17 protein-coding genes are annotated in these 13085 nt (G+C 60.5%); 13 read left to right on the top strand and 4 right to left on the bottom strand.

Translation table 11 applies throughout. The features are described 5' to 3' along the window. The first annotated feature begins 8 nt into the window (after positions 1 to 8). A complete protein-coding gene (gene fabR, locus VLJ37_02710) occupies positions 9 to 659 on the top strand; it encodes an HTH-type transcriptional repressor FabR (GenBank protein ID HSA58577.1) in 651 nt (216 codons plus the stop codon). Here the strand turns inward: fabR and VLJ37_02705 are convergent. Next, positions 607 to 1083 (bottom strand): Mut7-C RNAse domain-containing protein, encoded by a 477-nt coding sequence (locus VLJ37_02705; GenBank protein ID HSA58576.1) that lies wholly within the window; start codon positions 1081 to 1083, stop codon positions 607 to 609. The genes fabR and VLJ37_02705 overlap by 53 nt on opposite strands. A 101-nt stretch (positions 1084 to 1184) precedes the next feature. Between VLJ37_02705 and VLJ37_02700 the strand changes: the two genes are divergently transcribed. The 5 genes from VLJ37_02700 to cysK all read left to right on the top strand — a co-directional run bounded on the left by VLJ37_02700 (position 1185) and on the right by cysK (position 5279). Further along, positions 1185 to 2546, top strand: a complete 1362-nt coding sequence (locus tag VLJ37_02700) for an NAD-dependent succinate-semialdehyde dehydrogenase (protein ID HSA58575.1) — start codon at positions 1185 to 1187, stop codon at positions 2544 to 2546. Positions 2547 to 2655: 109 nt separating this feature from the next. Continuing rightward, complete coding sequence (locus VLJ37_02695) at positions 2656 to 3021, top strand: hypothetical protein (GenBank protein HSA58574.1); 366 nt, start codon at positions 2656 to 2658, stop codon at positions 3019 to 3021. Positions 3022 to 3025: 4 nt separating this feature from the next. After that, positions 3026 to 3427 carry a Rieske 2Fe-2S domain-containing protein gene (locus VLJ37_02690; protein ID HSA58573.1) on the top strand — a complete coding sequence of 134 codons (402 nt, stop codon included), beginning with the start codon at positions 3026 to 3028 and terminating at the stop codon, positions 3425 to 3427. Positions 3428 to 3480: 53 nt separating this feature from the next. Continuing rightward, on the top strand, positions 3481 to 4317 hold the full coding sequence (gene epsC / locus VLJ37_02685) for a serine O-acetyltransferase EpsC (protein HSA58572.1): 837 nt from the start codon (positions 3481 to 3483) through the stop codon (positions 4315 to 4317). A 14-nt stretch (positions 4318 to 4331) separates the two neighbouring features. Then, on the top strand, positions 4332 to 5279 hold the full coding sequence (gene cysK / locus VLJ37_02680) for a cysteine synthase A (protein ID HSA58571.1): 948 nt from the start codon (positions 4332 to 4334) through the stop codon (positions 5277 to 5279). A gap of 368 nt (positions 5280 to 5647) precedes the next feature. Here cysK and VLJ37_02675 read toward each other — a convergent pair whose 3' ends face one another. Then, on the bottom strand, positions 5648 to 5824 hold the full coding sequence (locus tag VLJ37_02675; GenBank protein ID HSA58570.1) for a hypothetical protein: 177 nt from the start codon (positions 5822 to 5824) through the stop codon (positions 5648 to 5650). Between VLJ37_02675 and VLJ37_02670 the strand changes: the two genes are divergently transcribed. From VLJ37_02670 to VLJ37_02650, 5 genes are read left to right on the top strand one after another with little or no spacing between them, the layout of a single operon-like run. Beyond that, positions 5825 to 6805: a porin gene (locus VLJ37_02670; GenBank protein ID HSA58569.1), complete on the top strand. Its 981-nt coding sequence runs from the start codon at positions 5825 to 5827 to the stop codon at positions 6803 to 6805. 12 nt (positions 6806 to 6817) lie between these two features. Then, the gene (locus VLJ37_02665) at positions 6818 to 7936 is read left to right on the top strand and encodes a sulfate ABC transporter substrate-binding protein (GenBank protein HSA58568.1); all 1119 of its coding nucleotides are present in this window, start codon (positions 6818 to 6820) and stop codon (positions 7934 to 7936) included. Next, the gene (gene cysT / locus VLJ37_02660) at positions 7926 to 8735 is read left to right on the top strand and encodes a sulfate ABC transporter permease subunit CysT (GenBank protein ID HSA58567.1); all 810 of its coding nucleotides are present in this window, start codon (positions 7926 to 7928) and stop codon (positions 8733 to 8735) included. Before VLJ37_02665 ends, cysT begins: the two co-directional genes overlap by 11 nt. After that, the gene (cysW, locus tag VLJ37_02655) at positions 8732 to 9571 is read left to right on the top strand and encodes a sulfate ABC transporter permease subunit CysW (GenBank protein HSA58566.1); all 840 of its coding nucleotides are present in this window, start codon (positions 8732 to 8734) and stop codon (positions 9569 to 9571) included. Before cysT ends, cysW begins: the two co-directional genes overlap by 4 nt. Next, positions 9571 to 10611, top strand: coding sequence for an ABC transporter ATP-binding protein (locus VLJ37_02650; protein HSA58565.1), 1041 nt, complete (start codon positions 9571 to 9573; stop codon positions 10609 to 10611). Before cysW ends, VLJ37_02650 begins: the two co-directional genes overlap by 1 nt. Here the strand turns inward: VLJ37_02650 and VLJ37_02645 are convergent. Then, on the bottom strand, positions 10608 to 11264 hold the full coding sequence (locus VLJ37_02645; protein ID HSA58564.1) for a hypothetical protein: 657 nt from the start codon (positions 11262 to 11264) through the stop codon (positions 10608 to 10610). The two genes, VLJ37_02650 and VLJ37_02645, sit on opposite strands and share 4 nt — an antisense overlap. 143 nt (positions 11265 to 11407) lie before the next feature. Here VLJ37_02645 and VLJ37_02640 point away from each other — a divergent pair, with 143 nt between their 5' ends. Next, positions 11408 to 11977 (top strand): NifU family protein, encoded by a 570-nt coding sequence (locus VLJ37_02640; GenBank protein ID HSA58563.1) that lies wholly within the window; start codon positions 11408 to 11410, stop codon positions 11975 to 11977. 10 nt (positions 11978 to 11987) lie between these two features. Then, positions 11988 to 12599: a TetR/AcrR family transcriptional regulator gene (locus tag VLJ37_02635; GenBank protein ID HSA58562.1), complete on the top strand. Its 612-nt coding sequence runs from the start codon at positions 11988 to 11990 to the stop codon at positions 12597 to 12599. A gap of 255 nt (positions 12600 to 12854) precedes the next feature. Here VLJ37_02635 and VLJ37_02630 read toward each other — a convergent pair. Further along, a partial coding sequence (locus VLJ37_02630) for a PIN domain nuclease (protein HSA58561.1) occupies positions 12855 to 13085 on the bottom strand: 231 nt, incomplete at its 5' end.

Genomic DNA, 13085 nt, shown 5'->3' with positions numbered 1-13085 from the left:
GGAAACAAATGTTCCTAAAAAGCAGGGACTTGAACGGGAAAACACGGGCGGGACAAAAAGCCGTCAGCCGCCGCTCCCTGGTCGACGCGGCCATCGGCTTGAGCGCCCGCCACGGGTTTGCGGGATTGAGCCTGCGCGAGGTTTGCCGCGAGGCCGGCCTCGCCCCCACCGCCTTTTACCGGCATTTCAGGGACATGGACGATCTTGGACTCGCCCTCGTGGACGAGGTGGCCCTCTCCCTCCGGAGGCTGATGCGCGAGGCGCGCCGGATGGCGGAACGTCAAGAGAGCCGGGTCGAGGCCTCGGCCGTGGCCTTCATCGACTTCATCCGCCGGAACGCGAATCTGTTCCGGATCCTCATGGGGGAACGTTTGGGGAGCTCGCCGGCCTTCCGCAAGTCGCTCCGCAGGGAGATGAACCTGTTCGTGAACGAGCTCGCGGAGGATCTCCAAAGGGCGGCCCAGCAGGCCCGCCGGCCGCTGGCGGACCCCATGCTCGCCGCCGAGGCGATCGTCGCCGTCGTCTTCACGGTGGGGGCCGAGGCCTTGGATCTCCCGTCTCGGGAATGCAAGAAACTGACCGAGAGGCTGATCAAGGAGATCCGGCTCATCCTGATCGGCTCGGAATCGTTGGCGCGAGCGCGTTCAGGCGGCGCTTGATTTTTTCCACGTGCGTCGCCTCCCAATAGATCCGTCCGCAGTCGGGGCAGGTGGTGAAGCGGTTTTGGGTCTCGAAGACGAACGGCCAGACCTTGTCCTTGACCTTCTTCTTTTCGATCTCTTCCAAGGGGACGTTGCACTCAACGCAACGGGAGAGCGGCGCACGCTCGTTCAGCAGCCCCGGAAATCTCTCAAAGAGCTCCCGGCATTGGTCCTCGAGGTGATCGTGGGAGATGAAGCAATACTCTTCGGGACGGAGCTTCCGGATCAGGCGCGTGTCGCGGGTGAGAATGATTCTCTCTTCATCGCGCGCTTCGCCGATGAGCAGGAGATCATCGACCGGCCTCCGGTAGGAGACGTCAAAGCCCATCATCCGGAGCCAGCGGGCGAGTTTGCCCAGCATCTCGTCGACGGCGAAGCGCATGAAATCATTCTAGCGCCTCTTCCCCGGGATCGAAACCCCGTTCGCGGGAGCCCGGAGAGCCGTCGGTTGACAGGTCATTCCAAAAAGGGTCTTAGGTACGCATGTATCGCACCTTGAATCCGGCGACGGAAGAACTCGTTCGCGAATATCCCGAACACTCCTGGGACCAGGCCCGCGCCGCGGCGGAAAAGGCACGGGAGGCCTTTCGATCGTGGCGCGAGGTTCCGGTCGACCAGCGGGCGGCGGTGGCCCGCCGATTGGCCGCGCTTCTGAGATCCCGTTTGGCGCGCTACGGCGCCCTCATCACCCTGGAAATGGGCAAGCCCATTGCGCAGGCGGAGGTCGAGATCGACAAGTGCGGGCGCGGCTGCGACTATTACGCCACCTCGGCCAGACAGGCGCTCGAGCCGCAGGCCGTCCAGACGGAGGCCGCCAAGAGCTACGTTCGTTACGACCCGCTGGGCGTGATTTTCGGCATCATGCCGTGGAACTTCCCGTTCTGGCAGGTCTTCCGCTTCGCGATCCCGGCGCTCATGGCCGGCAACGTCGTCCTCCTCAAACACGCCCCGAACGTTCCCGCCTGCGCCCTCGAGATCGAGTCGCTCTTTCGCGAGGCGGGGGCTTCGGAAGGCGTCTTCCAATCCCTGTTCCTGACGAACGACGACGCCGCGAAGCTGATCGAGTCGGGGATGGTCGCCGGAGTTTCTCTCACCGGCAGCGACCGGGCGGGAAGCGCGGTGGCTTCTGTCGCCGGAAAAAATCTTGTGAAGACGGTTTTGGAGCTCGGCGGTTCGGATCCTTTCATCGTCTTCGAGGATGCCGACCTGGACGCGACGATCCCGGTGGCGGTCAAGGGCCGGATGCTGAACACCGGCCAGAGCTGCATCGCGGCGAAGCGTTTTCTGGTCGCCGAAAAAATCTACCCTGAGTTCCGAGACCGGATCCTTGCGGCCGTCCGGGCGCTCAAGGTCGGTGACCCCACCCACCCCGAGACGGACCTGGGTCCCCTGGCGCGCGAGGACCTGCTGAAGAATCTTGAAAAACAGGTTGGCGAGGCGAAACGACAGGGTGCGAAGGTCCTTCTCGAAGGGGGACGGCGGACGGAAAAAGGCTTTTTCTACGCGCCCACGGTCTTAGAAGAGGTGAGGCCGGGAATGTCGGCGTTTGACCAGGAGGTCTTTGGGCCGGTCGTGTCGCTTATTCGTTTCAAAACGGCGGACGAGGCCGTCGCCTTGGCGAACATGACATCCTATGGCCTGGGCGCTTCGCTCTGGACGCGCGATACGGCAAAGGCCGAGGCGTTGGCGCGAAGGATCGAAGCGGGCAACGTCTTCGTGAACGGCATGGTCAAGTCCGACCCGAGACTCCCGTTCGGAGGCATCAAGAGGTCCGGGTACGGCCGCGAGTTATCGGTCGTTGGCATCCACGAATTCACGAACATTAAAACCGTTTGGATAGGTTAATAGAACCATGTAACATGCCTGCGTGAGTGATCCGGCTTTGCCGGGAACGAACGCTAGGGGGTTCGGGGGATGCCCGGAGGGATCCCCCGCTAAATAAAGGGGGCATTTCATGGAACATACCGACTGGGCCGAGGTGAAAAAGAGACTTAAGAAGGCCGTGGATCAGGGGGTCAAGGTCCTCAAAGAGGGCGGCCAAGGCGCCCGTTACGTGGCGGGCCAGACGGCGCATGTCCTCCAACTTGAGATGGATATGTACGGTCTCAAGCACCGCATCGTCAAGACGACTGCGGAATTGGGCGAGGCGGTCTACAAGTCGCTCAAGGGCGGCAAGTTGCAAATGACCGCGGAGATCGAGCGGATCATCGCCGATCTCGACACCTTGAAGGCGAGCCTGAAGAAGAAGCAGAACGAGGTTCATCGCACGCATCTCTCGCGCTCGAACGGCGCCTCGAAACCCCGGAAGAAGGTCCACTGAGCGGATGACCGACCACAAGGACCGAGAAAAAGAGATTCGCGAACCGAAACCCTTTGGCGTCGACTACGTCCCTTACGTCAAACGCGTCATTCCCAAGAAGGGCGAGCCCGTCTACGTGGGCAAGATGTCGGACATTCCCCCCGGCAAGGCCAAGTCCGTCATGACCGACAAATACCGCGTGGCCGTGTTCAACGTGGACGGAAAGTTCCACGCCATCAAGGACGCCTGCCCGCACGCCGAGTATCCGCTGGAGAAGGGAACCTTGCGGGGCGAGGTCGTATCCTGTTCGTCCCACAATTGGCAGTTCAACGTGCGGACCGGCGAGTGTCTGAAGGGTGACCCGGACATCAAGATCCGCCAGTTTGATGTGGAGGTCCGAGGCGACGAGGTGTGGGTGAAACCTTAGGTCTGGCGTTGCGCGTCGGAGATGTCGTAGTCTGGCCGGCAATCGGGGGATGAATGCTGGAGTCGTCGCATCGGACAACGCTTCCGCAGCGAAACAAGGTCGCCGACTGCCTGGAGGCATTGTGGTTCCTGCTTTTTCCGGATCACCGGCCCTCGGACCGGGATTTCCTGAAGGGGGCGTCGGCCGAACGCCTCCCGGAAATCGAGGTTTCGTGCCGCCGGGAGCTGACTTTGCAGATTCAGCGCGCGCTGGCGGGCGTTGACGATGGGCCGGGTCGGGCCGATTCGCTGGCCGGCGAGTTCATGGCGAAGCTCCCCGTCATCAAGCAAAAGCTGCTTCAAGACGCCCGCGCGGCCTACGAACGCGATCCCGCGGCGAGCGGCGTCGACGAAATCATTCTCACGTATCCCGGCTATCTGGCCCTCATGACCTACCGGCTCGCGCATGAGTTGTCGCGATCCGGCGTTCCTCTCATTCCCAGGATGATGACCGAATATGCGCATTCGCTAACGGGTTGCGACATCCACCCGGACGCCCGCATCGGCGAGGCCCTCTTCATCGATCATGCGACGGGTGTCGTCATCGGGCAGACGGCGGTCATCGGCGACCGCGTGACCATCTATCAAGGCGTCACCCTGGGTTCCCTTTCGGTGAAGAACAGGGGTGACGCGAAGCAGAGGCATCCGACGATCGAGGACGACGTCGTGCTGTATTCCAACGCGACGATCCTCGGCGGAGAGACGGTCATCGGGGCCCGCTCCGTCATCGGCGGCTCTTCTTGGATCACTTATTTCGTGCCTCCGGACTCGAGGGTGATTCTGGCGAAACCCCAAACGATCACGACCAAGACTCAAAAACCCATCCAATATATTCCCAATTGGGACATCTGACGAAAGGGACGAACATGAAAAATATCTATGAAGACAATTCGCTGTCGATCGGGAGGACGCCGTTGGTCCGGATCAACAGGCTCAACGACACGAAGGCGACGATCCTGGCCAAGATCGAAGGGCGAAATCCCGCCTATTCGGTCAAGTGCCGCATCGGCGCGGCCATGATTTGGGACGCGGAGAAGAGGGGCGTGCTCAAGCCCGGCGTGAGGATCGTCGAGCCGACCAGCGGTAACACAGGCATCGCGCTGGCCTTCGTGGCGGCCTCCCGGGGCTATCCGTTGACGCTGACGATGCCGGAAACCATGAGCCTGGAACGGCGTAAATTGCTGAAGATCTTCGGCGCCGAGCTGGTTTTGACCGAAGGCACCAAGGGCATGCCCGGGGCGATCGCCAAGGCCAAGGAGATCTACGAGAGCGATCCCGGGCATTACGTCCTGATGCAGCAGTTCGAAAATCCCGCCAATCCGGACATTCATGAAAAGACGACGGGTCCTGAAATCTGGGAGGATACGGGCGGGGGCATCGACATCCTCATCTCGGGCGTCGGCACGGGCGGCACCATCACGGGCGTGAGCCGGTATATCAAGCATCAGATGAAGAAAAAGATCCTGTCGGTGGCGGTCGAGCCGGTCGAGAGCCCGGTGATCACGCAGACGATGAACAAGCAGGAGGTCAAGCCCGGCCCGCACAAGATTCAGGGCATCGGGGCGGGCTTCGTTCCCAAGAATCTCGATCTGTCGATCGTCGACCGCGTGGAGCAGGTCACGAGCGCCGAATCCATGGAGATGGCGCGGCGGCTGGCGAAGGAAGAGGGGATCGTCAGCGGGATTTCCTGCGGGGCCGCCCTCATCGCCGCCTTGCGGCTGGGCAAGGAAAATCCGGGCAAGACCATCGTCACGATCCTGCCGGATTCCGGCGAGCGCTATCTCTCCAGCGCCCTGTACGAAGGCATCGTTTGATCCTTCGTCTGAAAAATTATGAAAAAATCTTGACGCGCAACTAAGCGGCCGTTATCGTCGATAAAGAAATTAGTCATGCATTCCTTTGAGCTTCACATCTTTGTCCGCTGCGAAAACAGCCCCTGTGGCTGTTGTCGGCCCATGTGTATGCGGCCGGCGGCGCGGGTCTAAAGGGTGAAGGTCTCTTCGTAAGTTCCTGAAAACAGACTCAAATCCTTAAGTCCCGCGGCCGCCGGCCTACACCTAGTCTCTTTTTTCCACACAATCAAAACTTAAGGAGATGACCGTGAAAACTTATCGGAGGTTACTTTGCAATTCTCATCGCCGCGCTCACTTTTAGCGGCGGATCTTTTTCTTTCGCCGAGGAGTCAGCCTTCGTCACCGCCGGCAAGGACGGATTCAAGATCCAATCCGGTGAGGGGAGGTTCTGGCTGAAGGTCCGCGGCCTCGTCCAGGCCGACGGCCGGTTCTTCATCGACCTGCCGCTGAACCTGGGCAACAACACGTTCGTCGCGCGGCGCTTGCGGCCCATCATTGAAGCTCAAGTGTTCGACCGGTTCGGGATCCGCATCGTTCCCGATTTCGGCGGCGGGTCGGCGACCCTTCAGGACGGCTACGTCGATATCCGCTTCCTCCCTGAGATCAAGCTGCGCGGCGGCAAGTTCAAGGAGCCCGTCGGTCTCGAGCGCCTCCAATCGGCCAACAACCTGCTCTTCGTGGAGCGCGCGCTTCCGACCAACCTGGTCCCGAACCGCGACCTGGGTTTCCAGCTCTTTGGAGATGTCTCCGGCGGCGTGGTGAAGTACGCGTTGGGCGCGTTCAGCGGCGTCTTTGACGGCGGCAGCACTGACGGCGACAACAACGACGGCAAGGATGTGGCGGGACGGATCTTCGCCCAAATAAAAGGTTTCGGCATAGGTTTCGCCGGCACCTTCGGCAAGCAGAAGGGCAGCGCGGCCTCGCCCAACCTGCCCAATTTCAAGACCGCGGGCCAGTCGACGTTCTTCCGCTACGTCAACGACACGGCGACACCCAACGTCACCGTCGCCTCCGGCAAGGTCTTCCGACTGGCGCCACAGACCACCTATTACTGGGGCCCGTTCGGGTTTCTGGGGGAATACGTCCGTTCCACGCAGGAAGTGACGAACAACAACGGGCAGGAGGACTTCACCCACCAGGCCTGGCAGACGGCAGTCTCGTTCGTGCTCACCGGGGAAAAGGCGTCCTACAAGGGCGTGAAGCCGAGGAATCCGATCAAGCCTTCCGAAGGCAGGTGGGGCGCGGTGGAGATCGCGGCCCGTTACAACGAGCTTCGGGTGGACGACGACGTCTTTCCGAACTTCGCCGACCCGAACGCTTCCGCGCGGCGCGCGCGCGCCTTCGCGGGCGGGGTCAACTGGTACCTGAACGACAACGTGAAGGCCGTGCTCGACTACGAGCACACCCTTTTCGCCGGCGGCGCGGCCGCGGGGGCCGACCGTCCGAGCGAGAAGGTCGTTCAAACGCGGCTGGAAGTCGCGTTTTAAGGAGATACGAAAATGAAACGGATCAAAACAATCATTCGCAACGCCCTTTGGATCCTCGGTTCGGTCTTCGGACTCGCGATTGCGGTCCTGCCGCAGGCGCAGGCTGCGGACCCGGTGACCCTCTACAACGTGTCGTACGACCCGACCCGCGAGCTCTATCAGGACTACAATGCCGCCTTTTCCAAGTATTGGCAGTCGAAGGGCGGAGGGGCGGTCGAGGTCAAGCAATCGCACGGCGGTTCGGGCAAACAGGCCCGCGCCGTCATCGACGGGCTTGAGGCCGACGTCGTCACACTGGCGCTGGCCTACGATATCGACGCCATCGCCGAGAAGTCGGGTCTCCTTCCCAGGGACTGGCAGGCGAAGCTTCCGAACAACAGTGCCCCCTACACGTCCACGATCGTTTTCCTCGTCCGCAAAGGAAATCCCAAGGCCATCAAGGACTGGGACGATCTGGTCAAGCCCGGCATGGCCGTGATCACGCCGAATCCCAAAACCTCCGGCGGAGCGAGGTGGAACTTCCTCGCCGCCTGGGCCTACGCCGCCTTGCAACGAAACTCTACAAATCCGTCAAACCAGCCCCGAAGGGGCGTTGAGGGGGAGGCTCCAACGGCTTTGCCGGTGGAGGGGGCGACGCGAGCCCCTGAAAACGAGGCGAAGGCCAAGGAGTTCCTCTCTGCGCTCTATAAGAACGTGCCGGTCTTGGATTCCGGCGCCCGCGGTTCGACGACGACCTTTGTGGAGCGCGGGATCGGAGACGTCCTGCTCGCCTGGGAAAACGAGGCGTTTCTGGCCGTGAATGAATTGGGAAAGGACAAGTTCGAGATCGTGGTCCCGTCGATTTCCATCCTGGCCGAGCCGCCGGTGGCGGTGGTCGAAAAAAACATCGCGAAGCATAAGACCGAGGACGTCGCCAAGGCCTACCTCGATTATCTCTATTCGCCGGAAGGACAGGAGATCGCGGCCAGGCATTACTATCGACCGCGCGAAGCCACGGTGGCGGCGAAGTACGCCGCCAAATTTCCAAGACTCAATTTGGTCACCATCGACGAAGCCTTCGGCGGATGGAGTCAGGCGCAACCCAAGTTTTTCAACGACGGAGGTCTCTTTGACCAAATCTATGCGCACTAAAAGCGTGATTCCGGGTTTCGGTCTGACCCTGGGCTACACGATCTTCTATCTAAGCCTGCTCGTCTTGATTCCCTTGACGATGCTTTTCCTCAAGGCGTCGGGCTTGAGCTGGCAGGCGTTTTGGGAGGCTGCCGCGTCCCCGCGCGTGACGGCCTCCTACCGCCTCACCTTCGGAGCGTCGTTGATCGCGGCCTTGGTGAACGGCCTTTTGGGGCTCTTGGTGTCCTGGGTCCTGGTGCGATACAAGTTTCCAGGCAAGGGCCTGATCGACATGCTGGTGGATTTGCCGTTTGCCCTTCCCACGGCCGTGGCCGGCATCGCCCTGACAACGATCTATTCCCCGAACGGGTTCCTGGGAAAATATCTCGATCCGCTCGGCATCAAGGCCGCGTTTACGCCGTTGGGCGTGACGATCGCCCTGATCTTTATCGGACTGCCCTTCGTCGTGCGGACCGTTCAGCCGGTCCTGCAGGCGTTGGACCCCGATGTCGAGGAAGCGGCCGTTTGCCTGGGGGCGACGCGCTGGCAGACCTTCTCGAAGGTGATTCTCCCGGCCCTCCTTCCGGCCCTCCTGACGGGCATGACCTCGGCCTTCGCCCGCGCGGTGGGAGAATATGGGTCGGTCGTCTTCATCGCGGGCAACATGCCGATGAAGACCGAGATCACGCCCCTGCTCATCATTACCAAGCTCGAACAGTACGACTACGCGGGGGCCGCGGCGATCGCCGTGATGATGCTCCTGGCTTCGTTTGTCCTGCTGTCCCTCATCAGCCTCTTTCAACGCATGGAGCGTTCATGATCACCCAGGCCAATCCTAAAGTCACGGAACCCTGGCCGGTCCGCATGCTCCTGATCGCGGCCGCGTTGGCGTTTCTCGGCATCGTTCTGGTCGTTCCCCTGGCGACGATCGTATCGAGCGGCCTCGCCAAGGGTTGGGCGGCCTATTGGGCAGCCGTCAGCGAGCCCGATGCCCGGGCGGCTGTCAAGCTCACGGCGATCGCGGCGGCGATTTCCGTTCCCTTCAACCTGGTGTTCGGCATCGCGGCCTCGTGGGCCATCGCCAAGTTCGACTTCGCCGGCAAGAAGCTCCTGACGACGCTGATCGATCTTCCCTTCACCGTCTCGCCCGTCATTTCGGGTCTCATTTTTGTCCTGCTCTTCGGGGCGCAAGGGGCGCTGGGCCCGTTGCTGGCCAGGTACGATATCAAGATCCTGTTTGCCGTGCCCGGGATCGTCCTCGCGACGACGTTCGTGACGTTTCCCTATGTGGCAAGATCCCTGATCCCGCTCATGCAGGTGCAGGGAAACGACCAGGAAGAAGCGGCGCTGACCTTGGGAGCCGGCGGGTGGCGGACCTTCTGGCACGTGACGCTGCCGAACATCAAATGGGGACTGCTGTACGGCGTGATCCTGCTCAACGCGCGCGCGATGGGCGAGTTCGGGGCCGTTTCCGTGGTGTCGGGACACATCCGGGGGCTGACGAACACGATCCCGCTGCATGTGGAGATTCTCTACAACGAGTATCAATTCGTGGGCGCGTTCGCGATGGCGTCGATCCTGACGGTCCTGGCGGTCGTGACCCTCGTGGTGAAGACCTATGTCCAATGGCGGACCCGAAAATCCGGGGAGGGATGATGAGCATCAAGGTTCAAAATCTGAAAAAGCGGTTCAACGGTTTCCAGGCCGTGGACGACGTGAGCTTCCAGGTGGCGGACGGCGCGTTCGTCACTCTGCTGGGTCCGTCGGGTTCCGGAAAGTCGACGATCCTCCGTTGCATCGCGGGTCTCGAAGAAGCCGGCTCGGGATCGATCGAGATCAACGGCCAAGACGTTACGCATGTGCCCGTCCAGGAACGGCAGATCGGGTTCGTCTTTCAGCATTACGCCTTGTTCCGGCACATGTCGATTCTGGACAACGTGGCCTTCGGCCCCCGGGTCCGCGGGGCCGGCAAAAAGGAGAGGCACGAGAAGGCGCGGGAATTGCTTCATTTGGTGGGCCTCTCAGGAATGGAGAATCGGCGTCCGTCGCAGCTCTCCGGCGGCCAGCGACAGCGTGTGGCATTGGCCCGCGCGCTGGCGCCTGAACCGCAGCTTTTGCTTCTCGACGAACCCTTCGGCGCCCTCGATGCGCGCTTGCGCAAGGAACTCCGCGCATGGCTCCGCGAATTGCATGACCGTATCCGGCTGACCTCTCTCCTGGTGACGCATGATCAAGACGAAGCCTTCGAACTTTCCGACCGGGTGTTGGTGGTGAATCAGGGAAAGATCGAGCAGGAGGCCCATCCTCAGGCGATCTTCGACCGGCCGGCGACGGCGTTCGTGGCGTCCTTCGTGGGTGAGACCAATCACGTGGAAGGGGTCGTGGAGGAGGGCACCGTGGCGTGGGGACCCTTCCGATTCAAGGCGATTCATTTAAGAGAGGGCACGCGCGCGAGCGTCCTCTTCCGGCCGAGCGACGTCTACGTGGCCTCGCGCCGGGAGGACGGGGGCTGGCCGGGCGTGATTCAATCGGTGCAGTTCCTGGGCGCGAACGTGGCCCTGGCGATCCGGCTGGAGCACGGCTCGGTTCTGAACGCGATCGTTCCCAAGGGCGTCGCCGACCAGAGCGGGTTTGAGGAGGGAAAGAGGGTTTATACGCACGTCACGCGGGCGCACGTTTTTGATCGGACTTCCTAAACGGGGGGGACCTTAACCTTCAAATAATGCTGGAGGGCCAGGCCGCCTTCCAGGATGTTTTGCGCGGCCCTCGCGGCGGGGTCGTAAAAGGCCTGGACGAGATCCCAGCCGTGGTTGAAGTGCCGGATGAGATCGCTCGCATAGGAATGCCGCACGGAGTAGGTTTCCTGAAGCCAGGTCAGATGGTTTTGGAGACCGGTGACGTTCGGCCGGGCATCCATGGTTTCCTGGGCGCCGAAAATGCGTTTCCATCGCATGATTCTCTCGTGGATGTTGATCCGGGCCTGGCGGATCTGCCAAAGATCGTCCATCGCGATGCGCGCCATGGTTATCAAATCGCCGCCCAGCCAGGCGGGATTGCGGACCCAAATGTAGTGATTGAACGACGGCCCGTCCGGCTTTGCGACCTCCTGCTCCAGGTCCTTCACGTCGATTCCGAGGTCGGTGAGGAGGCGCGATTCATGCCCCTTGACCCGATCCAAGTAACGAAGCACCATGGCGGACGGGAGCATCAAAGACTGGGTGCTCTGGCGTGGATTGAGCCGGGGGGAAGCGAAGGGACCATCCGCGATCTCGGCGACGCGAAGGTTGCCCCAGGCCATGACGTGAGCGAGGAGCTGGGATTGGCCCGTGGAGAGGTAAAGTGAGCTCATGATGTTCCGTTCCTGAACACCATCGCCCTCCCAAAAAAACAGTTGCGCCATTTTGATGGAAGTGGAGCCGAAAAATGGCGATTGCCCCCGTTCCGATGGATTGCTAAGAGGCAAACCCTTCAAGGGACAGGAGGATTCATCCGATGGCCCGCATCATCATGATCGAACCGACCCCGAACCCGCAAGCCTTCAAGCTCCGGCTTGACCAGAAGGTCACGGTCGGAGGCAGCAAGCAGTACAACAAGAAGGAAGAGTGCTGGGACATGCCGGTGGCGGCGAAGCTCTTCGACGTCCACGGCGTGGAATCCGTCTTCCTGATGGACGACTTCATCACCGTGACGAAGACCGTCGGCGGCATCTGGGACTACATCTTCTTCCAGGCGAACGAGATCCTGATGGCGGCGAAGGACATTGTGGCGATCCGGGTGGGGGAGGGGGCGGAATTCAAGGAACTGGCCTCCGACGAGTTCGACAAGCTGCCCTCCGATCAGAAGCTCACCTACATCGACCGGATCATCGATGAGACGATTCGTCCCGGCCTCGCGCGCGACGGAGGGAATCTCAGGATCCTCGGCCTGGACGAGAATATCCTGCGCGTCGAATACCAAGGCGCCTGCGGGAGCTGCCCCAGCTCGACGGGGGCGACTCTCAATTACATCTCGAACATGCTGCAAAACCGCGTCAGTCCGAATCTCCAAGTCATTCCCGCATGATCGAGACGTTGTGACAAAAAAAGAGCATTCATCGAAACAAAAAATCCTCCTGGCGGCCGAAGACGAATTCGCCGAGCAGGGCTTCGCGGGCGCGCGCACGCAGGAGATCGCCCGCAAGGCGGCGGTCAACAAGGCCCTCATCCACTATTACTACAAGGACAAGTCCTCCCTCTATCAGGCGGTGATGGACGAGATGATGTTCGACCTCATCCGGATCAGCCAGGACGTGGCGAAGCGGAAGCTCACCGGCAAGGCCCTGGTGGAGGCCCTGGTCTCCGACTTCTTCGACTTCGCCGCCCGCCACCCGCACTTCGCCAAGCTCACGACCGCCGGCTCGACGATGGGGGACGCGAAGTACCTGGAGACGAGCATCAAGAACCTCTTCCGTCCGTTGTTTCAGAGGGGCGTGGAGTTCTTGGAAGAACACATGGAGAAGAAGGCGATCCGTCGCGTGGATGCGCCGCAGTTTCTGGTTTCAGCCCTGTTGCTGACGTTATCTTATTTCGCCATGTCGCCCATGGTTTCTCTCTTGCTAGGCATGGATGCGATCTCTAAGATGGCCCTGGAGCAGCGCAAGAAATCGGTCTTGGATTTCGTTTTCGCTACACTTGGAATCCAATAAGAGGAAAGCCTATAAAGAAATAGAACTGGAAATGCCCATAATGTGAGATGAGAAAAGAGGGCCAAGTGAAAGTGAAAGCAGGGAAATCGAAGATAAGTATTGGGCAGATTAAGTTAGTTTCGGACAAAAAGACACATACATATTTCGCAGAAAGAGTGATGCGATTCGTACGTCAATTTCTTAAAATTAAGATCGTTAACATAAGGAAAATAAAACAGCCTTGATACGGAACCATTTAGGCAGGGCCCAATACTTCTAAGCCAAATCAATGGGCAGTAACTTGAATCCACAAATCCCTGCCACCGTCTGAAAGATCCGATCCCTCGTCAAAAGATATCCTTCTAAGTCTCTTGTGCATTGGGCCACATGCGCATCAGGGATCGACATTTCAAATCCCTGCTTCGCGACTTCATACCGTAGACGCCCCACTTCAATCCAATGTTCCTCCGGTGTCGGGTGAAGCGGCAGCTCGTGCAGGAATTCCCT

The organism is bacterium (assembly GCA_035454885.1).
Classification (GTDB): domain Bacteria; phylum UBA10199; class UBA10199; order JACPAL01.
Note: the sequence above shows the minus strand (reverse complement) of the source record. Positions and strands in the feature narration are given on the sequence as shown.

Excerpts from the sequence above, each read along its gene's own strand:
- VLJ37_02650 (HSA58565.1), top strand. The coding sequence starts at position 9,571 with ATGAGCATCAAGGTTCAAAATCTGAAAAAGCGGTTCAACGGTTTCCAG.
- VLJ37_02645 (HSA58564.1), bottom strand. The coding sequence starts at position 11,264 with ATGAGCTCACTTTACCTCTCCACGGGCCAATCCCAGCTCCTCGCTCAC.
- epsC (HSA58572.1), top strand. The coding sequence starts at position 3,481 with ATGCTGGAGTCGTCGCATCGGACAACGCTTCCGCAGCGAAACAAGGTC.
- fabR (HSA58577.1), top strand. The coding sequence starts at position 9 with ATGTTCCTAAAAAGCAGGGACTTGAACGGGAAAACACGGGCGGGACAA.
- VLJ37_02705 (HSA58576.1), bottom strand. The coding sequence starts at position 1,083 with ATGCGCTTCGCCGTCGACGAGATGCTGGGCAAACTCGCCCGCTGGCTC.
- cysT (HSA58567.1), top strand. The coding sequence starts at position 7,926 with ATGCGCACTAAAAGCGTGATTCCGGGTTTCGGTCTGACCCTGGGCTAC.
- VLJ37_02665 (HSA58568.1), top strand. The coding sequence starts at position 6,818 with ATGAAACGGATCAAAACAATCATTCGCAACGCCCTTTGGATCCTCGGT.
- cysW (HSA58566.1), top strand. The coding sequence starts at position 8,732 with ATGATCACCCAGGCCAATCCTAAAGTCACGGAACCCTGGCCGGTCCGC.
- VLJ37_02690 (HSA58573.1), top strand. The coding sequence starts at position 3,026 with ATGACCGACCACAAGGACCGAGAAAAAGAGATTCGCGAACCGAAACCC.
- VLJ37_02700 (HSA58575.1), top strand. The coding sequence starts at position 1,185 with ATGTATCGCACCTTGAATCCGGCGACGGAAGAACTCGTTCGCGAATAT.
- VLJ37_02640 (HSA58563.1), top strand. The coding sequence starts at position 11,408 with ATGGCCCGCATCATCATGATCGAACCGACCCCGAACCCGCAAGCCTTC.
- cysK (HSA58571.1), top strand. The coding sequence starts at position 4,332 with ATGAAAAATATCTATGAAGACAATTCGCTGTCGATCGGGAGGACGCCG.
- VLJ37_02695 (HSA58574.1), top strand. The coding sequence starts at position 2,656 with ATGGAACATACCGACTGGGCCGAGGTGAAAAAGAGACTTAAGAAGGCC.